Genomic DNA, 20,327 nt, shown 5'->3' with positions numbered 1-20,327 from the left:
TATTTGGCAACATTGAGCGCGGTGATCGACCCCTCACCCCAACCCTCTCCCACAGGGAGAGGGAGCTGTTAGCCCCTGCTCATTTGGAAGTAAAGAGGTCATAACAGCAAACTCGAGCGCCCCTTCGTCCAAGGTGAGTCAGCCGATGCTAATGATGAATCACTACACTTTCACCCGACTCGATCGGTCCCTCTCCTTTTGGGAGTGTACAGACCGGGGGCATCACTGTACTTATCAGTCCTCTGGCCCGCTCATCTCGCCGATAAAGTCCATTCTGTCACTAAGCCAGGTGTTCACAATCGCATCGGCAGCTTTAGCCGCATCGCTGGCCGAGAAATGCTTCTCGGTTTGCAACCAGCCCATGGTCGCCAGACGCGCCGGTTCAATGGCGACAAGCAACTGCTCGCGTTGTTCTTTCGGCCAAACCTTATCATCAGACCAACTGCGGATTAGCTGTGCAGGATCGCCTGTGGCGGGTGTGTTCTGGCTTGGCTTGAGGAAATCCTCGGGGGAGACGGTGGCGCGCAGGCGGAACATGGCCCAATCGGCATAGCTGGCAAAGCGGATGGTACCGGAATTCTCACTGGCCTTGCCAATCATCGGTTCTATTGACTTGGTAAGTTGCAGCCAGGCTGGCCGTTCAAACAGATCGCCCTGCGGTGAGCAAATGGGGGCCTGTGAATCACGAGATGATCCATATAACGCCCCAAAGGCTTCATAAGCCGCTGCGCCCTGCTGCTTGAAGATAAAACAGTGCACATAGGGGCGGCCATCGGCGTTTTCGTAGCCGGCTCGCTCAATGGTCATGCGTAAGAGCGTTAAAACAGCGACATCATGGCCGGTCTTGGGATCGTTTTCGATATCACGTAACACTGACTGGGAGAATGTGTCGTCGTTCATCGCCTTGATCACGCTTTGATGCCTGGTTTCTACCTCTGCATCCGTGACCTTGCTGGCGGGTGCAAACTGATGCAGGTAAATCAGCCAGGCGGAGGCCAGCGCGCCGCGATACTGCTGCAACTGCTGTGCCGCTGCAACCGGGTCTGCCGGAATGCTGGCGATGATGTTATCTAGCGCCGAGGCGGCCTGCTTGGCGGTGTTCTGCAACTGGGCGGCGCGTTGGCTAAATAAATCGCTCAGGCAACTTTCCTGACCGTTGCAGGCATCCCGTTGCTTCAACCAGCTACGTTGCTCGGTGCGTAACGCGTCGGCCTGATCACTTGGAAGGCTTGCCATTGCTAACCGGTAATTTTCGGTCAGTTGGCTGTCGAGGCTGCTCAGGTCTGGGCTATTGCAGATGCTATGCTCGATATCGCTGGTGGCTTTCTCACAATCGAAAGAAGCGGCTTGCACTGCGGTGTTGGCCCCGAACGCCAGGCATAGGCAGAGCAAAAAGCGCGATAAAGGATGGCTGGCCAATGTTGTACCACGGAGCGCTTTAGCGTGTTGAAGCCTGGCGATCATGCTGAGTTCCTTTTGGTTGAGTCTTTAACTTTCCTCCATATTACTTTATTGCATCTATACAATATATTGGGTGTGCTTTTATTATGTTTATGCAATAACTCCATGGTAAGAAAGACAGCGTTAGTAGCTTTTAACAACCAACGCGGCCCCAACTCATCAACCCAGCGCAGCAAACCCCGCGCGGATTTCATCTTCCGGCAAATCGATGCCGATAAACACCATCGTGCTTTTGCACTCTTCTTCTGGCAGCCATTCACGGTCCCAGTCGGCGTTATACAGACGCTGTACGCCCTGGAACAGCAGGCGGCGCGGTTCGTCTTTAATCGACAAAATCCCTTTGTAGCGCAGCAGGTTATCGGCGAACTTCAATAATAAGCCTTCCATCACTTCGGAAATCTGCATCAATTCCAGCGGCTGGTCGTGATACACCACGATTGACTGGATATTATTTTGCGCTTGCGGAATGCGGCGGAAAACGGGGGTCGCCAGGTTGAGCTTATCGTTAAGCACAAAGCCTTCGATATCAAACAGCACGCCGAGATCGACATCACCGTGCGTCACCTTATATACCGGTGCGCGGGCGTTCATCAGTTGCAAACGCTGGATCAGCGCTTCGTTATCCGGTGCCACATCGGTTTTGGTCAGCAGGATGCGATCCGCATAGCCCACCTGGGCCTGCGAGATAGTGAACTGGTTCAACTGTTGATCGGCATGTACCGCATCCACCAGCGTGATAATGCCGTCCAGCAGGAAGCGTTGGCCGATGACTTCGTGCGAGAAGAAGGTCTGGGTGATCGGGCCGGGATCGGCCATGCCGGTGCATTCAATAATCAGCCGGTCGAATTCCAGTTGCCCCTGATCGACACCGTCCAACAGATCCAGCAGCGCATCTGCCAACTCGTTGGATTTATTGCAACAGATACAACCGTTGCTGAGGGTAGTGATGCGGCTGGCGCGGTCGCCAATCAGCGCGTTATCGATCGGCACCTCACCGAATTCGTTCTCGATGACGGCAATCTTGTAACCGTGGTTTTCATTCAGAATGTGGCGCAGCAGGGTGGTTTTGCCCGCGCCCAAAAAGCCCGTCAGGATGGTGACTGCAATGGGTTTCATGCCTGGTCCTTGTACTTACTTAACTAGCAACAGCGCATACCGCCTTTGCCATCGCCACCGTAGCGGGCATCCTGGCGTTCGCGGAAAAATTCTTTATAGGTCATCACCGGTTTGTCCGGATGGTTGTCTTTCATATGCTGGACGTAGGTATCGTAGTCAGGCACGCCCACTAACATGCGTGCAGCCTGCCCGAGATATTTACCCGCCTGGCCGAGGTTTCCGAACATGGGTTTACTCCAAAGAAAAATACCCTACATAACGTATTATCATTATGCAGGGTATCCATCAAATCACCATCAGTGGTGCGACGAAACTTTGACGCCCCCCTCAGGAACCGGCACGTATGGCGTCTCCTGATCGGTACGTTTCGGGTTTTTGTGCGCCGCCATGGCGGTTTTAATACCGAAGAAGATGATGCTGTACACCACCAGCAGGAACAGGATGCTCAAACCGGCGTTGGTGTAGTTGTTCACCACGATATGGTTCATGTTGGCAACCTGCTGTGCGGTCAGTTCAGCACCGCCCTCGGCGATTTTGTCTCTGTAAAGGCTGGCCTGGTAGAAGAAGCCTTCCAGCTGCGGATTGTCGCTGAACAGCTTCAGGCAAATCGCGTAGGTGGTACAGATCAGCAGCCAAACGGCTGGGATCACGGTTACCCAGATGTACTTGGTGCGCTTCATCTTGATCAATACCACGGTGGCCAGGACCAGCGCTACGGCAGCCAGCATCTGGTTGGAGATGCCAAACAGCGGCCACAGGCTCTTAACGCCGCCTAATGGATCGACCACGCCTTGATACAGCAGGTAACCCCACAAGCCAACGCAGCCCGCAGTACCGGCAATACCGGCCACCAGCGAATCGGTTTTCTTCAGGAACGGCACGAAGTTACCCAACAAGTCTTGCAGCATAAAGCGACCGGAACGGGTACCTGCATCCAGAGCGGTCAGGATGAACAATGCTTCGAACAGAATACCGAAGTGATACCAGAAGCCCATGTTCGCGCCAGGGATGACCTGGTGGAACACGTGCGCGATCCCGACTGCCAGAGTTGGTGCGCCACCGGCACGGTTCAGTACCGAAGGTTCGCCGATGTCTTTGGCCGTTTGCAGGATCTGCTCTGGGGTAATCACAAAGCCCCAGGAGCTGACGGTTGCGGCAGCATGTGCGGAAACATCACGCAGTGAGGCCATGATCATCGGTGCATCTTCGGTGCCCAGACGGTGCAGGTCTGGCATGGTGATGCCCAGTGCCGCCGGTGGGGTGTTCATGGCGAAGTACAGGCCAGGCTCGATGATAGAAGCCGCAACCAGCGCCATGATGGCAACGAAGGATTCCATCAGCATGGCACCGTAACCGATAAAGCGGGAGTCCATTTCATTGGCCAGCAGTTTCGGTGTGGTACCTGAAGCGATCAGCGCGTGGAAGCCAGAAACGGCACCACAGGCAATGGTAATAAACAGGAACGGGAACAGGGTGCCTTTCCAGACCGGGCCGGTGCCGTCAACAAACTGCGTAACCGCAGGCATTTTCAGCTCTGGGTTAAGGATCACGATACCGATCGCCAGACCGACGATCACGCCGATTTTCAGGAAGGTGGCCAGATAGTCACGCGGAGCCAGGATCAGCCATACCGGCAGCAGGGCAGAAACGAAGGCATAACCAATCAGCGTATAGGTGATGGTGGTGTCTTTAAAGGTCAGCGCCGGGCCCCAGTATGGGTCGTGGGCAATCACGCCGCCGAACCAGATGGAGGCGATCAACAGCACGATACCAATGATCGACACTTCACCCACCTTGCCAGGACGCAGGAAGCGCATATACACGCCCATAAACAGCGCGATTGGCACGGTGGAACAGACGGTGAACACGCCCCATGGGCTTTCTGCCAGGGCTTTCACCACGATCAGCGCCAGCACCGCCAGGATGATGATCATGATCAGGAAGCAGCCAAACAGCGCGATAGTGCCAGGGATTGGGCCCATTTCCTTTTTGATGATCTCGCCCAATGAGGCGCCGTTACGGCGTGAGGAGATAAACAGCACCATAAAGTCCTGTACCGCCCCTGCCAACACCACGCCGCCTAGCAGCCACAGCGTACCGGGCAGATAACCGACCTGTGCTGCCAGCACTGGGCCAACCAGCGGACCCGCACCTGCGATCGCCGCAAAGTGGTGGCCGAACAGCACGTTTTTATTGGTAGGGACGTAGTTAAGACCGTCGTTGTTCACCACCGCCGGTGTGGCGCGGGTGGCGTCCAACTGCATCACCTTGGTGGCGATGTAGAGGCTGTAGTAACGATAAGCCACCAGGTAGACCGCTACCGAAGCAACGATGATCCACAGTGCACTAATGCTTTCGCCACGGCGCAATGCGATGACACCCAGGCAGGAAGCCCCGAGTATCCCCAGCAGCATCCATGGGAGGTGTTTTAAAATCCCCTCGCGTTTCATGAGGTATCCTTTTCCTATCTGCAAAAATTGAGTGATAAATCCGATTCTTAAATGTCGGACATTTAGCTGTAGCGTCTTCCCCTGGTAAGGGTCAGGTTTAGGAACAGCTCATCATTGCCAGGCTGGATAGGGAAAGACATCTGAATTTCAGCCAGCGGTTTTATACGCTGGTGAACGGTTGGATTGGCGGGGTGAGTGGTTCAGGCGGAAGTGCGAGTGGCGAAGGAGATCAGGTTTTGCTCCGTTTGGGTACTCGCCAACTGCTGCCCCATCCAAGGGCTGAAGGCCCAGGGGGTTGCCGTTACCGCAGAGATCAAAGCGGATAAATCAACCCAGTGGAAGTCCATCACTTCATCTGCTCTGGCTGCAACGGCACCGGTAGCCAATGCCGCATAAACCGGGCAGATTTCGTTTTCCATAATGCCGGAGGCGTCTGTCTCGCAGTAGCGAAAATCGGAGTCGATGGCGGTGATCTGTTCCACGTTCAGGCCCACTTCATACAAACAGCGTTGCTCAATGGCGTGTTCGGTGCTCTCTTGCCACTGCGGATGGCCACACACCGAGTTGGTCCAAACGCCGGGCCAGGCTTTTTTGCTCAGCGCTCGGCGGGTGATCAACAACTCGCCGTGCGGGTTGAAGATCCAGGAAGAGAAAGCCAGATGCAGGGGCGTTTGTCGCTGGTGGGCCGCATATTTTTCCATCACGCCGGTGGGTTGACCTTGTTCATCAAGTAAAACGACATGCTGCTGGGTCATGAAGATTCCAATTTATTCGCGATGTACGACTATTACTATAACACCCGTCTCTCAATGTGGGGGGCACATCATGCTGTGCCCATGCACCTTCTATTTTCGTACCTCTTCCCAACTCAAACCAAAGCGCGCCAGGTACTTACGCAGCCGGTCGGCATCGTTGGGCTGCTTTTTCTGCTGGCGCGAGACGGCAAACAGTTGTCTACCCGCTTCGGAAAGTGACGTGGAAGCTCGGCACACTTTAAGCACCGTCTCCAACTGGCTTTGCTCAAACAAATCGATATCGGTCAGCTCGACAGGTAATTGTGCAGTGGTATTCCCATGCCAATGGGATTTTAGCCGGGCGATTTCATCATCGACCAACGGCTGGTTGATGCGCCCCTGCTCCGCCAACGTGGCCATGCGGGCGATGGAAGATCCCAGTTCGCGGAAGTTGCCGCGCCAGACCGCCTGCGGGGAACGAGCAAAAGCCAGATAACGCTGTCTGGCGTCTTTGTCGAAACGGACCTGCGTCTGGTTGCTGCGGGCAAAGCGTTGTAATTCGTAATCGATGTTCGGCTCGATATCCTCGCGGCGCTCAGCCAGGCCGGGCAGCGGGAAGGTCCACATATTGATACGGGCGTATAAATCCTCACGGAAGCGGCCTTGGGCTATCCAGTCGCGCATATCGCGGTGGGTACCGGCAATCAGCTGGAAGTCGCTGCTGGCTTCTTTATCGGCACCAAAGGGGAAGAAGGTTTTTTCCTCGATCGCTTTCAGCAACATCGCCTGTTCGTCTAACCCCAGTTCGGCAATTTCATCCAGGAACAACACGCCGCCGTCCGCTTCACGCAGCAGGCCAGCCCGTGCCTGCAATGCGCCAGTGAACGCCCCTTTTACATGGCCGAACAGGGTCGACATGGCGTTATCGCCGCGCAGGGTGGCACAGTTCACCGCGACAAAACGGCCTTTCACCAGATGGCGCGAATGCCGGAGTTGGTAGATACGCTCCGCCAAAAAGGATTTCCCGGCTCCGGTGGGGCCGGTGAGCAACATGGGCGCATTGGAGCGCAGGGCCACCCGTTCAATCTGGTCGATCAGCGTGTTAAAGGTGGCGTTGCGCGTTTCAATACCGGCTTTGAGGAACGACACCGAACGCTGTTGCTCATGCAGAAAACGGCTGGTGAGGGCGGTATAGCGGCTGAGATCCAGATCGATCACCGAGTAGATCCCTTGGGGGGATGGGCGATCTGATTTGTCACCGGGGGCGGTTTGCAGCAATTGAGCAGGCAGGTATCGTGCCTCGGTCAGCAGGAACCAGCAGATCTGTACCACGTGGGTGCCGGTGGTGATATGCACCAGATAGTCTTCGTTCTCGGTATCAAACGGATAGCGGCTGGCGAAATCCAGAAAGGCGCTGTACACCTCTTCCAAATCCCAGGGATCCTTAAGTGCCACTTCCTGTAATACCACCTGAGTGGTGGGCGAAACTGCCACGATATCTTCCGCCACCTGCTGCGCCATGCCTTTATCGCGCGGTTGATGCAGCAGCTCCAGGCGATCAATCGGCAAGTTGGGCTGCTGACACAACCCCACCGTTGGCCGCCATTTGCTCCAGCGGTTTTCCCGTTTGCCACGTTTATCCAGCGTGGTGCCCAGCACTCCGATCACGACTGTGCGTTTCATATTATCCCTTGCGATAAAATACTATCCTGCAAGATAAAATACCGGCTTGTTGGCATCATCGCCAGTCTTCTTTGATTAATTATTTATTGGTTAAATATCAATATATTGTGATTTTAATGAGCGTTTTTGACTGAGTTGGCACGCCTTTCGCTATATCTACCACGTCAATAGATAAAGGATGACTAAAAAATGACTTACACAAAAAACAATAACTATGAATTGATGGCACCGGTTAACAGCGCACCGATCAAAATGTGGACACAGGGCGTGCCCGTAGAGCCAGAAGCGCGTGAGCAGTTGCTGAATACGGCCAAAATGCCGTTTATTTTTAAACATTTGGCGGTGATGCCGGATGTGCATTTGGGAAAGGGTTCCACCATTGGTAGCGTGATCCCTACCCGTGGCGCGATTATTCCGGCGGCCGTTGGCGTGGATATTGGTTGCGGCATGATTGCGGTGCGTACTTCGCTGGTGGCATCCGATCTGCCGGATAGCCTGGCGGGACTGCGTAGCGCCATCGAACAGGCGGTACCGCATGGGCGTAGCTCAACCCGTTCGAAAAGAGATAAAGGAAGTTGGACCACTCCGCCGCAAACGGTTGATCGCCACTGGGCCGAACTGGCCCCGCGCTTTAATCGCCTGATCGATAAATACCCGCGGTTGCGTAACACCAACAACTACCAGCATCTGGGAACGTTGGGAACGGGTAACCACTTTATCGAGGTTTGCCTGGATGAAACGCAGCAGGTGTGGGTAATGCTGCATAGCGGTTCCCGCGGCGTGGGGAATGCCATCGGCTCATTGTTTATTGCGTTGGCGCAGCAGGATATGCAACAGCATATCGCTAACCTGCCGGATCGTAACCTGGCCTATTTCGAGGAAGGCAGCCAGCATTTTGACGATTACATGGAAGCTGTGGGTTGGGCGCAGGATTTTGCCCGTCATAACCGGGAAGTGATGATGGAGCACGTGCTGGCGGCGCTGTCGCGTATCGTGACTAAACCGTTCACCACCCAGCAAGAGGCCGTGAACTGCCACCATAACTATGTGCAACGTGAGACGCACTTTGGTGAGCCGGTGTTGGTGACGCGTAAAGGGGCCGTGTCTGCGCAGAAAGGGCAGATGGGGATCATCCCCGGTTCAATGGGGGCGAAAAGCTTCATCGTGCGCGGATTGGGTAACGAGGAGAGCTTCTGCTCTTGCAGCCATGGCGCAGGCCGCACCATGAGCCGTACGGCGGCGAAAAAACGCTTCACCGTGGCCGACCAGATCCGGGCTACCGAACATGTGGAATGCCGTAAGGACAGTGAGGTGATCGATGAGATCCCAATGGCTTATAAAGATATCGATGCGGTGATGGCGGCACAGTCTTCACTGGTTGAAATTGTCCATACCCTGCGGCAGGTGGTATGCGTAAAAGGATAATGTGATGGAACAGCAATTAAACGGCGTGGACAGCGCCATGCGGGAAAGAGTCCGGCAAGTGTTGGGTGAGGTAGAAAAACGTTACGACGTGCGGGTGCTTTATGCCTGCGAGTCTGGGAGTCGCGGCTGGGGCTTTGCCTCGCCGGACAGCGATTACGACGTGCGCTTTTTGTATGTCCACCCGCCACAGTGGTATTTACGGGTGGAGCCACACCGGGATGTGATCGAGCTACCAATCGATCATGAGCTGGATGTTTGTGGCTGGGAATGGCGTAAGGCGCTCGGCTTGCTCAAGCGGGCTAACCCGACGCTGATCGAGTGGCTGGATTCACCAGTGGTGTATCAGGAAGCACCTGAGAGCGTCGCGGCGTTACGAGATGTCGTGCCGGAGTGGTTCTCCGCGCAGCGGGCGCGTTGGCACTATCTGTCGATGGCCAGGAAAAACTTCCGTGGCTATTTGCAGGGTGAGCAGGTACGGCTGAAGAAATACTTCTACGTGCTGCGTCCGCTACTGGCCGTGCGCTGGATAGAAGCGGGTAAGGGCGTGCCACCGATGCGTTTTGATCAACTGTTGGCTGGCACGGTGGAGGATCCGCTGTTGTTGGCGGAAATCCATGAATTACTGGCGGCGAAACGGCGCGCAGGCGAGGCAGAGTACGGCCCACGTAGGGAAAGGATCCATGCGTTTATCGCACAGGAGCTGACGGCGGATGCCCGGCAGGAAGCCTTGCCCGACAGCCCGGCCCGCAGCGACCAATCGCTGGATGAACTGCTTTATCGCACGGTGATGGTGTAATCAACCGGGGAGAAGGAAAGCTCCCCGGTTATGCCATGGTTAGTCGGGGCCACATAGCCCCGAGCGTAGGGGCGTAGCAGGTTGCGCCTGTGTAACCTTTCAGTTTTTAGCGATAAAAATGTTTTGCCGATGATAGGCCAACTGGCTGGCATCCGGAGGAAAATCTACCGGTTGCCTCAGCCTGCGACCTTCATATTTGGCAAAGTTCTCTTCGCTGATGGTGCTTTTCAGTTGTTTAAGGCGCGGTGAAAGCACCAGCTCAAGGTGTTCATTAAAGGTAATTAACCCGCGATCGAACGCTTTATCATGCAGGTTGGATAGACATAAGCCGTTGCTGGGGTTGAGCTGATGTTCAACGGCATGCTTCCACGGGCGGATATGGCTGGCAACCAGCAACATCGGCTCTTCGAGTTCGGTCAGGCAACAGCGATTCTCATAAGCATCCAGCACCCGCTTGCGGAACAGTTGCTGGCCAACACGTGCATTGACGATAGTGGTTCTTTCTCTGCCACTGAAGTCTTCCATGCCGCTGTCATGCAAGGCCGTAACCGGTGGTTTCAGCTGTGTCATCACCAATTCGCACTGCTGTTCAAAGGTTTCATTGTCGAGACTCATTTCCTGCCACAGCGCTCGATCCGCTTTGGAGGCTCCCGTCAGCCCACGCCGGCCAGAGTTAACGATAAACGGATCCAGACTGGCGATATTCACCAGTTTCATAGCCAATGCGGCAGGTGTACGGCCAATTAAACCGGCGTAATGGATAATATCGGGGTTGTTGGCGTGTAATTTACCAAAGGGGATTTGGCTGTATAGCGTAAAAGCTACCAGCAACTGTTCCCTTGTCCAGAGATTTACGGCAGCCATCAGGGCCTCGTCGTGGCATTACTTAATTATGTTAGTTGAGCCACTTACTATGCCAGGCACATCGGTAATTGCCTACTTTCATTGATAACATGCAGCGCCCCTACGTGGCGAGCTGGTGAATAAATGTCTGTAGTCTCGGGAGTCCGCGGATTTTGACAGGGATTAACGGCGTCCAGGATGACCTTTTCCATGATCCTTCCCATATCCGTGTTTATCTCCGCTCTTGTGGTCACCTCTATCGCCATGCTCCTTACGGGAGGGCCCTTTATGACCCTTATCGTCGTCACCATCGCTTAGCAGTGCCAATGCAACCAGTGCACCTAGCCCTACCACCACACCGGCGATCGCGACATCATCACCCGTCATATTGGCACAGCCAACCGTCGACAAACACAGCAAACCAATCAGCGGGTTTCTCAAAGACTTAACCATGATCATTGATCCTTTTTACGGTCAGTTAGGCTATCCATTCAAACTACCGATACCGTAGGACATCGCGATCGCTGGCTCAAGATAAGCTCAGGTAAATTAAGTGATAAGCTTCGTCAAGGAGCTTGACGTGGGTTTACATTGAACAGGGGGCAAGCTCGGAAGTGTGGTCAAGTGCAGCAGCTAATATGTGGCAAGTTAAATCCCCCCTCCTCTTGGAAGAGGATGAGGGGAAAACGTAATGGTTTGAATCGGCGATCAAAAACGCCAAATAAAGCCAGCGTTCACGCGGTTATCCTGATGGTTCTGCGAGACCAGGCCACCATAGCCTAGCGTCAGCGTAGCATCTTTGCTCACGGCAACTTCCGCGCTGGCTTTTACCACCGCGCCATCACGCGAGACCGGCACGCTGTCGGCCACAAACGCTGAGCTGCTGCCACTGAACATCAGCCCGGTGCCACGATCTAAATCGCCATACTGGTGCTGCCAGCCCAATTCACCGCGCAGCGTGACAGCCTGCACCTGAGTATCGGCACGTAGCCCCAGCGTTGAGACTGTGGCATCCGTGTGTTGTTTGTCACCCTGCAGTGCCGCAGCACCGCCATCTTCGTTGATGCCGTTATTCTGGAAGTTGATATAAGCCAGGTTGGCGAAAGGCTCGAGGTTAACCTCTGCTGTCTTCAGGCTGTAGCCCGCTTCGGCAAACACTTGTTGGCTACGCGCGCTGTACTTGGCGGTCGGGCTATCCGACTGCGCCCCGTAATTGACGTTGCGCGAGGTATCAATACGATGCCATGTATAGGTACTGCCCGCACGCAGAGCCAGATCGCCGAGCTGTTTACCCCCGTACACGCCTAAATGATAGTTATCACTGTTCGCGCTAGAGCCATAACCTCCATCCAGTGAGGTGCGGGTATAACCGGTCGAAATGCCCAGTTGCCACTCTTCGGCATAGGTTGAATCCAACCCCATCAAGATCCCGTAGGTAGAGGCCTGATAGCCTGTGGTATTGGCGTCCCCAGAGGCGTGATCCCATGCACCCAGGAATTGTGCCCACGCACCCCCTTCGTTCACCTTGATGTCTGGTGAACGAGTCAACCCTTCACTCTGGCGTAGACGGTCGTTCAACGCATCGCGCAGGTAGCGGCTGTCATTCATCTGGGCCGAAGCGATGTCGGCATGAATTTGTCCAGACAACTGACGATAGGCCTGCCGTGCCTCCCAAGGTGTGCTGCTGGTCAGAATACTTTCGTAGACCGGGTTACCGGCGCCCAAGGTATCCGCCGCCATCGCTAACGCCCGCTCGTTAGGCGTTTGTGCCACATCGGCGAAAGCGGTGGCGTTGCGGCCCACGTTCAACGTGAGCTGCGTAGGCTGATAACTGAGTGTGGTGCCCAGAAACAGATAGTCGGGCTGCACATTGTCAAACTGGCCGCTGACACCCTGTTGAGCCGTCAGAATGTGGTACTGCTTGCCTAACAAGCTGTGCGCTTCGCTTTGGCTAAGCAGGTTGCCGCTGTTTTCCAGAGAGACCGTCACATCTCCACCATTCAAGATGGCGGATCCGCTACTTTGGATAACATCGCTGCGTCCATCGGCGGCAATTTCTACCGCATAGGTTGAGCCCGATGCAAAGGTGACATCATGCGCCACCTGCAAGGTGCCAATCGAGTTGCCTGGCGCGATAACGGCACCGGACTGCGCGGTCAATGCTCCCACGGTACCGGAACCCCCCAGTAACGCACCATTCTCGACGGTGACGGAGGAATGCCCATGATCGCCATTGACGATCAGCGCACCTCCGGCCACCGTCGTGGTGCCGGAGAAACTGTTGTTGCCTGTCAGCTCAAGGATCCCTGAACCGCTTTTGACAAAGCTGCCGTTGCCAGCAATATCATTGCCCCAGGTGTCGTAGGCGTTGAAACCGCCTTGGCTGGCGTCCATGGTGACTGACACGTTGCCATTAAAGGCTCCATATCCGTCGGCTGCCGCATAGAGATTGAGCCGTGCCCAACCTGAACCGTTGTCGAGCGTATGGCCGGATTCGATCTCCGTGGTGGCGAGAACATCACGACGTTGCTCGGCGGTCAGGTAAGGAAAACGGCTGGCTAACAGCACTTCTGCCCCAACAGGTACCACCGGAGCCAGATCGGTTGGGCCTACTGGCGTGAGGCCGTAGGTCATGCGGTAGAGATAGTCGGCCTTGTTTTGCGCGGCTGCTGCCTGGCGTTCTGCTCTGTCGGCTGTGGAACATTGGGCAATCGTGCTTTGGCAGCCTTGTTCCAGCAATGTACGGAGATCCGTCTGTGCGGCCGAGATCAACCCTTGGAAATCAGTGGTGGTGGTCATCGGCGAGCCCAGCATGCTCGAAATGTTTTGCCCCAGATAGTCAGGATTGTTGTTAAGCATCTGTGCCAGGGCATAGGTTGTCATGATGCGTGCGCCGATGACATCCAGCGCATAGTGCACGCCCAGGGTGATGCGGCTGTTACCGTATTGCGAGCCACGCAACAGAAATTCCTGGAAGCGTTCAGGCACCATCTCGGCAAACAGCAGTGTGCTGGCGAAACCAAAAGCCGAGTGGCCGCTAGGGAAGGAGGCGTTCCCCTTGACGGTCGGCAGAATGGCTACCGCTGAATTGGTCTCAACCCCGAAGAAATCGGGCGCACTGAAACTTTCTATTCTGTCTGGTGCAACCTGCACAGGGCGTGAGTTGCCGACGGTATTGCGATTTTCGTTCAATGGCTGATAAGCCAGATCGTAAACGTTATAGACACCGCCCGCAGGCAGACTGATGCCGGTGGCTGGTAGTGCCGGGTTGCCGTTGGCGCTGCCATTGGCGTAATAATTTTTGGCGAAGCTGGAATCCGCTTGGATCAGCGCATTGACCTGCGTGAATAGAGCTTCAAAATTTTTGGAGAAGGTCGTTGCCGAGTAAGTGGCGGCGTTGATGCTGTTATGCGCGGAGAAAATTTCATTCATTTTCGGTCCGAGCGCATTGGCCACCAGTAGGCCGTTACTCATCGAGCCGATCAGTGCCGCGATAGTATTGTCGGAGATGGCTCTGGCACGCTGAGCATCGGAAGCCTGATTGTTGATGGCGACAGAGGTGCTGAGGTTGTCGGCCAAGGCATGGCGCCCAGCCTCGCTGTTGTTAAGTTGACTGAATCCAGAGATTAGCCCGGTTGCTTTGAGGGTCCTGGTCTCTGCCGCGCAGGCAGGATCCAGCGAAAGTAACACGGCCATGGCCAGTGCAGATACTGCTGTTTTTTTTAGCATTTTCGATCATCCCTAATAACCTTGTAAATTGGCAAGGCAATTAAGTAACAGCTTTTGATGACGTTTTTATTAACGAACAGAGAAGTAATTGGCCAGAAAATGCTCAGGCAGAAGGGGGATAGCGCTGCCCCCTTTATTTGGCGGGGGACAGCGCTTGGGCAGATTATTTCAAGGCAATGCGGATCACGTCATCCGGATCGGTCGCTTCTTTTTCACGGCTTGAAGCCTGTTTCACGCTCACGTACAGCGTCTTACCATCTGGTGACAGTGCCAGGCTGTTTGGATGCGTTGGCGTCTTGATAGTTTCCAACAGCTTGTAGCTCTTGGCATCAATCACGCTCACGGTGCCTTCTTTGCGATGAGTGACGTAGACTTCATTGCGCGCTGGGTTAAACAGCACGGCCAGGGATTCCGGCACGTCGATCTTCTGCAGAATGTTGCCGTTGTTGGTATCAACAACCAGCACCTGTGGCTGTTTGGAGTCGGTAATAAACGCACGATGGTTTGCCGGATCCAGGCTGATATTCAGGAAGAAGTGTTCCTTAGACTCATCCAGCTTCTTACGTGACAGCACCTTGTTGGTTTTGGTATCGATGGTCACCAACTCGCCATCGGCATTGGTCACATACAGGCGGCTTGCCGCTGCATCCAGCGCCAGGCCGGTGCCGTATTTACCGGTTTCGGTGATGGTGGTGCGCAGGGTCAGATCCTTGCCATCCACAACCCAAACCACGCTAGACTCGCCCAGGCCGGTGATATAGACGGTGTCTGTGGTCGCGTCTGCCACCAGCTCACGTGGGGCCAATGGTTTTACGGTATCGGAGCGTTTACGCGCGTCCAGCACCAGGCGGCCTTTCACTTCGCCGGTTTTACCGTCGATAGCGGTCAGTGAGTTGTTGGTGGTGTTACCAAAATACAGGGTATCGGTTTTGGTATTGATGGCGGCACCGAACGGTTTGATATCGTTATGAATGATCTGCGTGATATCCAGCGTTTGTGGATCGAGGCGATAGACGATGCCGCCCTTATCCAGCTTGCGGCTCTGTGAAGTTGCCAGATACAGCGCATTCTCGCCCTGGCTGTACACCATCTCGTAGGCGCCTTTACCTACCGGCTTACGCAGCAGTTCCGTTTCTGTCTGTGCCAGCACAGAGGTGGAAAACATCAGGCTGCTGAGAAGCAACAGAGGGTAAACCGCACGTCCGCCAAACTTACGGCTGGTGGTCATCATAGCGTTCATAAAAGCTCCATTTCATCAAAATACAGGTCACCACCGGGCTGCTGCTCGGCGGCTAAATCGGGCTCAACATTGAATCGAAAGCAAAATCTGGCCGGTCACGTCATCGCATGCGGCTCACTATGTTTGTGAATGATAATCATTATTCTTACGGAAGGGGAGCACTTTTGTTGCTTGGGGCGATAACTGTCACGTTTAGGGAAATCAGAGAGAGGAGAATATCCGGCCAGTGTCTACTCTTCGGTCAGGATCAGGCCCAGACGCTCGGCGGTCTTTTGGATAATTTGGCCAATGGTTTTATGGCTGAGGAGACGGCTTGAGGGTTCGGCTATCGAGAGTTCACTATCCATCACCCGTTGGCCGCCAAACAGGACCAAGGCAAAATGGTCGTCATCTCTTTTTGAGTACCACTTCAATCCGTCAACGTTATGATGCTGTTGATAAATAGCCTGCGACCAGGCTCGGGTTTGTGAGTATTCGAGCTGGGTACTGCCGATCAATTCGTCACGATCGATGCCCATATAGATGCAGTCCTGTGCTCGGCAACTGACGACGTTAAGATCCCGTTCTAGTTGCAACTGGATGTAGTGCATATTGGTAAATGGGCGTAAGTCGAAAAATTCGGTTTCCCCGGTGGCAACCACATCGTGAAAAACCGATTCCGCGATTGCGGCTTCGCAACTGCTGGCCAGATACATGGTGGGGATCAGATCCAAAGCCGCATCCCTGATAGGGCTGAAGCGGGCTCCATACTCATGGGGAAGCAATATTCTGCCGGGATAAAACTGTCACCAGGGTACTGCGCATCATGGCAGCGATGCAACACCGTGCCTTTGGGGATGACTTCGATTCTTACCCGCAGAGTCTTGCCAGGGGCAGCAATCTTGCGGCCAAGAAAAACGGGTGAACCAAAATCTTCCTTTTTTGGCTCACCCTTCTGTTTAACTTTGTTCTGCTCCATCGACGATCCTTTTCGCTTCATATTCCGCCGCCGCAATCACATTGGCCGGATATGACTGCAACATCTCCATGGGGCGGCGGCCAGCCAGCAGGGTGTTTGAAGTCGCGAACCACTGAGCAAGCCCCCAGCCGTGTTTCAGGTTTTTAAAGCTGGCGAGTAACACTGCCATAACGGGAAGAGGGCGATAGTTATCATCCAGCGCATAGCGGGGAAAGAGTTGTGTTGCCCCTTTCTTCAATGAAAATATGCGGTTATGGCTTTTCCATTTGCTTGGCTGGGCCGAGGGATTCTCGGTAGCAAAGCCTGCCAGGTGGGAAATCTGCTCCGCCGTGAGCCATTCGCTGGCCGCCAGGATATGCTCACGCCCGCGCTCCACCTTGGAAATATCAACCAGCCCGCTGTGGTTGACGGGCTCTTGCGTATCCCGCGGAAGAATTATCCGGGCAGTATCATCCGGATTGATTTGTTGCTCCAGGCTATGAAACATGGCTTCAAAACGTGTTTCATCGATGTGGCAAATGTCGCCATTATCGTTTTCAGCTTCTCTAACCTGGCGGAGAGTTTGCAACATGATTTTCAGGTGTTCTTCGACCACGCCGAGAGACGTTGAGTTGTCTATATCAACTTTCAGCTGAAAGAAAGGCTTCTGCGCCTTCATTTTCCTTTTACTGATGACCATCTGCAGCCCATCTTCCCTGATCCTTAGGCCATCTCTGTTGATGTCGATTTCTCGGGCCAGCATTCTCTTCTCCCGTTAGCTAAAGCTAACCGTTTTAACCATTCTAACCAAACTATCCTCAGTTATAGCAGGTTGTGTGAGAATTGACCAGAACAGATGCAGGTAACATGTTCAGCCGAAGAGCGGGCTCACAGCCTTATCGCACCAGCAAGCGACTGGTCTGCAGCAGCTTTTTCGGCAAGATAACGTGCTGGGGGCTTACCAACTGCTTTACGGAACATGGTGACAAAGCCACTGGCACTCTCGTAGCCGAGATCTAACGCCACGGTCTGGACGCTTTCACCTTGGGTTAAGCGTTGCAGAGCAAGCATCACATGTAACTGCCGCCGCCAGTGGCCAAAGCTCATGCCCATCTGTTGTTGCAGCGTACGGCTGAGTGAACGTTCGCTCATGCCAATGCGTTGCGCCCACTGGCCCAGAGTGGATTTATCGGCCGGGTTGGCCAGCAGTTGTTCGGTCAATTGGCGGATGCGGGCATCATTGGACACCGGCAGGTGCAGGTTCTCCAGTGGCGCGGCGGCCAGTTGATCCAACAAAACCTGCGCAATGCGGCCTTCCGGGCCCTCTTCCGGGTAGAGAATATCGAACTGGCTGGCCTGCAACAGCAGCTCTCGCAGCAAAGGGGATACCGTCAAGGTGCAGCAGTTTTGCGGCAAACCAGGGATGGCGTCCTGCTCAACGAACAGGCAATAGCATTCACTTTGGCTGGTGGCCCGCGCGTTGTGGCTGACGTTACTGGGCATCCATAGCGCGCACTGTGGCGGCACCAGCCACAGGCCATTTTCCACTTCGCAGCGGATCATGCCACGCACCGTGTAAATCAATTGCGCCTTGCGGTGGCGATGATGGGTGCATTCCCAGTCTTTCTGCACGCTTGATGCCTGAACCGCGAAGATGGCGCGTGGCACGTTATCGATATCGGGTCTGGGATCCTGGCAGGTGGCTTTCATGAGAATAATTATCATATTGGCGTGTTTGAGCAATATTATGTCTTGATTGTGCAATGTGGTCTAGGGCCAACGTCGATAGAGTAAGCGCCACTGGCGTGTTTTGTGGTAACACGCTCATGACCGACAACGCGGAGGAGAGGCCATGCACCAGGAAAATGTCATCAGTCAACTTCTGGCCTGGATTGAGCAAAGCCTGGATCAGCCCTTGACGGTGGCTAGCATTGCGGCCAAATCTGGCTATTCCAAATGGCACCTGCAACGGATGTTTAAACACTTCACCGGCGAAATGTTGGGGACCTATGTCCGGCGCAGAAGGCTGACGGCGGCGGCACGTGAGCTGCGCCTGACCAGCACCACGGTTGCCTGTATTGCAGATAAATACCAGTTTGATTCCCAGCAGACCTTCACCCGGAGTTTTAAAAAACAGTTTGGTGTGCCGCCGGCGGCCTATCGCCGCAATCTGGACTGGCCTGGTGAGGGTTTGCAACCGCCGTTGCTTATGACCAGCGAGCCAACGCCAGAGGTAGAGATTATTGTGCTGTCTCCGATGAAATCAGGGGGGCGCATGCAACAGGGTAGCTATACGCAGGGACAAGTGGGGACTCGCAACAGCCGCTGCTCCAGCAGGGATTACCAACTATCGCGTATGGCCTGAAAGCCGACACCAGGTATCGTCAGCAGAGAGTGTCAACAGTGGCGATCGGCTGTGAATATCTGATCCCGATCCGCCGTGGCGAAGAGGGCAATGGGCTACGCTAGGGCAGGAATTTACCAAAAGGACACTATTCCCTACATCCGGCTACAAAAAAGTGAGGTATCGGCGCGAGTAATGTTTCCATCTTGGCGGCAAGTGCACATATAATGCGCATCCGGTCAAACCAGGCCGGGCAGAACACATACCATTTTTAGCCAGTGCGGCCACCACTTTACTACGAAGATGAAAATGAGCATTCGCGCGTTATTAACCCTGTTTACCGCTCTGGTTGCATTCAGCCAGGCTGCCTTCGCCGTTGTATACCCTTTGCCCGCCAAAGACAGCCGTCTGGTTGGGGAAAATATTCAGATCACCGTGCCTGCAGACAGTAAACTGCCGCTGGAGAGCTTTGCGGCTCAATACCAGATGGGCTTGAGCAACATGCTGGAGGCTAACCCTGGTGTTGACCCGTTCCTGCCGCTGCCAGGTAGCACGCTGACCATCCCACAGCAGTTGATCCTGCCAGACGCCCCGCGTGAAGGCATCATCATCAACAGCGCAGAAATGCGTCTGTACTACTACCCGAAAGGCACCAAGACCGTAGTGGTGCTGCCGATTGGCATCGGCCAACTGGGTAAAGATACGCCGCTGGACTGGGTCACTACAGTACAGCGTAAGAAGGCTGGCCCAACCTGGACGCCAACCGCTAAAATGCGCGAAGAGTACGCCGCCGATGGTGAAATCCTGCCAGCCGTATTCCCGGCAGGTCCGGATAACCCGATGGGTCTGTACGCGCTCTATGTTGGCCGTCTGTATGCGGTCCATGGCACCAACGCCAACTTCGGTATCGGCCTGCGCGTGAGCCACGGCTGTGTGCGTCTGCGTGCTGACGACATCAAATACCTGTTCGACAGCGTGCCAGTAGGTACTCGCGTGCAGTTCATCAACGAGCCGGTGAAGGTTTCTGTAGAGCCAGACGGTTCTCGTTACCTGGAAGTGCACAACCCGCTGTCTGCCAACGAAGATGAGCTGAAGTCGAAAGAACCAGTGCCAATCACCATCACCGCGCCGGTTGGCAAAGTGCTGATGGATCCAGCCGTTGACCAGAGCGTTGTGGACGCGGCCATCAAGGCACGTTCCGGTATGCCGGTTAAAGTGAACTGATTTGGGCTTTTGCTGTGAAAAAGACGCTCTAGGGCGTCTTTTTTTATGGAATTTAGATGGAGAGTAGATCGTTAACAATTGTGGGGTGGCGCTCAATCATCAGCAAGATTTTGAGTGAAGAGCCGGAAGGTATTCGGCGATTTTGTTCCCAACTTTGCACCAGAGAAGGACTAACTCCAACCGCCTGTGCAAACTCTTCCTGCTTCATGCCGCTGGCTTCGCGTAGTGATTTCACATTGGGGATATGATGGCGATGGACGCGAGCAGGCTGCATTTCGCCTTTTTCAATCGCGACCATCTGTTCCATGCTTTCGACCAGATCGTTAAAAAGTTCTTTGTCCACTG

General features: G+C 54.5%; 19 protein-coding genes. 4 read left to right on the top strand and 15 right to left on the bottom strand.

Translation table 11 applies throughout. The annotated features are described in order from the left end of the window. Positions 1–234: 234 nt before the first annotated feature. The 6 genes from ACX9GU_RS23685 to rtcR all read right to left on the bottom strand — a co-directional run bounded on the left by ACX9GU_RS23685 (position 235) and on the right by rtcR (position 7,444). A complete protein-coding gene (locus tag ACX9GU_RS23685) occupies positions 235–1,464 on the bottom strand; it encodes a lysozyme inhibitor LprI family protein (protein ID WP_473193117.1) in 1,230 nt (409 codons plus the stop codon). Between the two features lie 156 nt (positions 1,465–1,620). Then, positions 1,621–2,577 carry a GTPase gene (gene yjiA, locus ACX9GU_RS23680; protein ID WP_473193116.1) on the bottom strand — a complete coding sequence of 319 codons (957 nt, stop codon included), beginning with the start codon at positions 2,575–2,577 and terminating at the stop codon, positions 1,621–1,623. Between the two features lie 23 nt (positions 2,578–2,600). Then, the gene (locus ACX9GU_RS23675) at positions 2,601–2,804 is read right to left on the bottom strand and encodes a YbdD/YjiX family protein (protein ID WP_021179159.1); all 204 of its coding nucleotides are present in this window, start codon (positions 2,802–2,804) and stop codon (positions 2,601–2,603) included. A 69-nt stretch (positions 2,805–2,873) separates the two neighbouring features. Next, the gene (locus ACX9GU_RS23670) at positions 2,874–5,027 is read right to left on the bottom strand and encodes a carbon starvation CstA family protein (RefSeq protein WP_473193115.1); all 2,154 of its coding nucleotides are present in this window, start codon (positions 5,025–5,027) and stop codon (positions 2,874–2,876) included. A gap of 200 nt (positions 5,028–5,227) precedes the next feature. Then, the gene (gene idi, locus ACX9GU_RS23665) at positions 5,228–5,782 is read right to left on the bottom strand and encodes an isopentenyl-diphosphate Delta-isomerase (RefSeq protein WP_473193114.1); all 555 of its coding nucleotides are present in this window, start codon (positions 5,780–5,782) and stop codon (positions 5,228–5,230) included. A 90-nt stretch (positions 5,783–5,872) separates the two neighbouring features. Next, positions 5,873–7,444: an RNA repair transcriptional activator RtcR gene (gene rtcR, locus ACX9GU_RS23660; RefSeq protein ID WP_473193113.1), complete on the bottom strand. Its 1,572-nt coding sequence runs from the start codon at positions 7,442–7,444 to the stop codon at positions 5,873–5,875. A gap of 189 nt (positions 7,445–7,633) precedes the next feature. Here rtcR and ACX9GU_RS23655 point away from each other — a divergent pair, with 189 nt between their 5' ends. Both ACX9GU_RS23655 and ACX9GU_RS23650 read left to right on the top strand, forming a co-directional pair. After that, complete coding sequence (locus tag ACX9GU_RS23655; RefSeq protein WP_473193112.1) at positions 7,634–8,869, top strand: RtcB family protein; 1,236 nt, start codon at positions 7,634–7,636, stop codon at positions 8,867–8,869. A gap of 4 nt (positions 8,870–8,873) precedes the next feature. Beyond that, the gene (locus ACX9GU_RS23650; RefSeq protein ID WP_473193111.1) at positions 8,874–9,665 is read left to right on the top strand and encodes a nucleotidyltransferase domain-containing protein; all 792 of its coding nucleotides are present in this window, start codon (positions 8,874–8,876) and stop codon (positions 9,663–9,665) included. 99 nt (positions 9,666–9,764) lie between these two features. Here the strand turns inward: ACX9GU_RS23650 and ACX9GU_RS23645 are convergent, their stop codons facing one another. From ACX9GU_RS23645 to ACX9GU_RS23610, 8 genes are all read right to left on the bottom strand, one after another. Next, positions 9,765–10,529 carry an HNH endonuclease gene (locus tag ACX9GU_RS23645; protein ID WP_473193110.1) on the bottom strand — a complete coding sequence of 255 codons (765 nt, stop codon included), beginning with the start codon at positions 10,527–10,529 and terminating at the stop codon, positions 9,765–9,767. A gap of 162 nt (positions 10,530–10,691) precedes the next feature. Then, positions 10,692–10,961, bottom strand: a complete 270-nt coding sequence (locus tag ACX9GU_RS23640) for a hypothetical protein (protein ID WP_473193109.1) — start codon at positions 10,959–10,961, stop codon at positions 10,692–10,694. Positions 10,962–11,216: 255 nt separating this feature from the next. Continuing rightward, entirely contained in the window at positions 11,217–14,237 is a 3,021-nt protein-coding gene (locus ACX9GU_RS23635) for an autotransporter outer membrane beta-barrel domain-containing protein (protein WP_473193108.1), read from the bottom strand. A gap of 163 nt (positions 14,238–14,400) precedes the next feature. Continuing rightward, on the bottom strand, positions 14,401–15,477 hold the full coding sequence (gene yncE, locus ACX9GU_RS23630; protein WP_473193107.1) for a 7-bladed beta-propeller protein YncE: 1,077 nt from the start codon (positions 15,475–15,477) through the stop codon (positions 14,401–14,403). 230 nt (positions 15,478–15,707) lie between these two features. Next, entirely contained in the window at positions 15,708–16,190 is a 483-nt protein-coding gene (locus ACX9GU_RS23625) for an RES family NAD+ phosphorylase (RefSeq protein WP_473193106.1), read from the bottom strand. Continuing rightward, a complete protein-coding gene (locus ACX9GU_RS23620) occupies positions 16,181–16,435 on the bottom strand; it encodes a hypothetical protein (protein WP_473193105.1) in 255 nt (84 codons plus the stop codon). The genes ACX9GU_RS23625 and ACX9GU_RS23620 overlap by 10 nt, the downstream gene beginning before the upstream one ends. After that, on the bottom strand, positions 16,416–17,177 hold the full coding sequence (locus ACX9GU_RS23615; protein WP_473193104.1) for a hypothetical protein: 762 nt from the start codon (positions 17,175–17,177) through the stop codon (positions 16,416–16,418). The genes ACX9GU_RS23620 and ACX9GU_RS23615 overlap by 20 nt, the downstream gene beginning before the upstream one ends. Before the next feature lie 125 nt (positions 17,178–17,302). Further along, positions 17,303–18,124: an AraC family transcriptional regulator gene (locus ACX9GU_RS23610; RefSeq protein ID WP_473193103.1), complete on the bottom strand. Its 822-nt coding sequence runs from the start codon at positions 18,122–18,124 to the stop codon at positions 17,303–17,305. 142 nt (positions 18,125–18,266) lie between these two features. On the opposite strand from ACX9GU_RS23610, the gene ACX9GU_RS23605 reads away from it, so the two are divergent. Together ACX9GU_RS23605 and ACX9GU_RS23600 are read left to right on the top strand one after the other, a co-directional pair. Next, positions 18,267–18,779: a helix-turn-helix domain-containing protein gene (locus ACX9GU_RS23605; RefSeq protein WP_473193102.1), complete on the top strand. Its 513-nt coding sequence runs from the start codon at positions 18,267–18,269 to the stop codon at positions 18,777–18,779. 282 nt (positions 18,780–19,061) lie between these two features. Next, a complete protein-coding gene (locus ACX9GU_RS23600) occupies positions 19,062–19,982 on the top strand; it encodes a L,D-transpeptidase family protein (RefSeq protein WP_024485479.1) in 921 nt (306 codons plus the stop codon). Positions 19,983–20,034: 52 nt separating this feature from the next. On the opposite strand, the gene nadS is transcribed toward ACX9GU_RS23600, so the two are convergent. Further along, on the bottom strand, positions 20,035–20,325 hold the full coding sequence (gene nadS / locus ACX9GU_RS23595) for a NadS family protein (protein ID WP_473193101.1): 291 nt from the start codon (positions 20,323–20,325) through the stop codon (positions 20,035–20,037). Positions 20,326–20,327: the final 2 nt, after the last annotated feature.

Source organism: Serratia sp. K1WW1, from assembly GCF_055790865.1.
This window is presented reverse-complemented; position numbering and strand designations above follow the sequence as displayed.

Coding starts and splice junctions, on each gene's coding strand:
- ACX9GU_RS23615 (WP_473193104.1), bottom strand. CDS start 17,177: ATGCTGGCCCGAGAAATCGACATCAACAGAGATGGCCTAAGGATCAGG.
- ACX9GU_RS23655 (WP_473193112.1), top strand. CDS start 7,634: ATGACTTACACAAAAAACAATAACTATGAATTGATGGCACCGGTTAAC.
- ACX9GU_RS23640 (WP_473193109.1), bottom strand. CDS start 10,961: ATGGTTAAGTCTTTGAGAAACCCGCTGATTGGTTTGCTGTGTTTGTCG.
- ACX9GU_RS23605 (WP_473193102.1), top strand. CDS start 18,267: ATGCACCAGGAAAATGTCATCAGTCAACTTCTGGCCTGGATTGAGCAA.
- ACX9GU_RS23670 (WP_473193115.1), bottom strand. CDS start 5,027: ATGAAACGCGAGGGGATTTTAAAACACCTCCCATGGATGCTGCTGGGG.
- ACX9GU_RS23635 (WP_473193108.1), bottom strand. CDS start 14,237: ATGCTAAAAAAAACAGCAGTATCTGCACTGGCCATGGCCGTGTTACTT.
- ACX9GU_RS23645 (WP_473193110.1), bottom strand. CDS start 10,529: ATGGCTGCCGTAAATCTCTGGACAAGGGAACAGTTGCTGGTAGCTTTT.
- ACX9GU_RS23620 (WP_473193105.1), bottom strand. CDS start 16,435: ATGGAGCAGAACAAAGTTAAACAGAAGGGTGAGCCAAAAAAGGAAGAT.
- yncE (WP_473193107.1), bottom strand. CDS start 15,477: ATGAACGCTATGATGACCACCAGCCGTAAGTTTGGCGGACGTGCGGTT.
- ACX9GU_RS23685 (WP_473193117.1), bottom strand. CDS start 1,464: ATGATCGCCAGGCTTCAACACGCTAAAGCGCTCCGTGGTACAACATTG.
- ACX9GU_RS23650 (WP_473193111.1), top strand. CDS start 8,874: ATGGAACAGCAATTAAACGGCGTGGACAGCGCCATGCGGGAAAGAGTC.
- ACX9GU_RS23675 (WP_021179159.1), bottom strand. CDS start 2,804: ATGTTCGGAAACCTCGGCCAGGCGGGTAAATATCTCGGGCAGGCTGCA.
- ACX9GU_RS23610 (WP_473193103.1), bottom strand. CDS start 18,124: ATGAAAGCCACCTGCCAGGATCCCAGACCCGATATCGATAACGTGCCA.
- rtcR (WP_473193113.1), bottom strand. CDS start 7,444: ATGAAACGCACAGTCGTGATCGGAGTGCTGGGCACCACGCTGGATAAA.
- ACX9GU_RS23600 (WP_024485479.1), top strand. CDS start 19,062: ATGAAAATGAGCATTCGCGCGTTATTAACCCTGTTTACCGCTCTGGTT.
- idi (WP_473193114.1), bottom strand. CDS start 5,782: ATGACCCAGCAGCATGTCGTTTTACTTGATGAACAAGGTCAACCCACC.
- yjiA (WP_473193116.1), bottom strand. CDS start 2,577: ATGAAACCCATTGCAGTCACCATCCTGACGGGCTTTTTGGGCGCGGGC.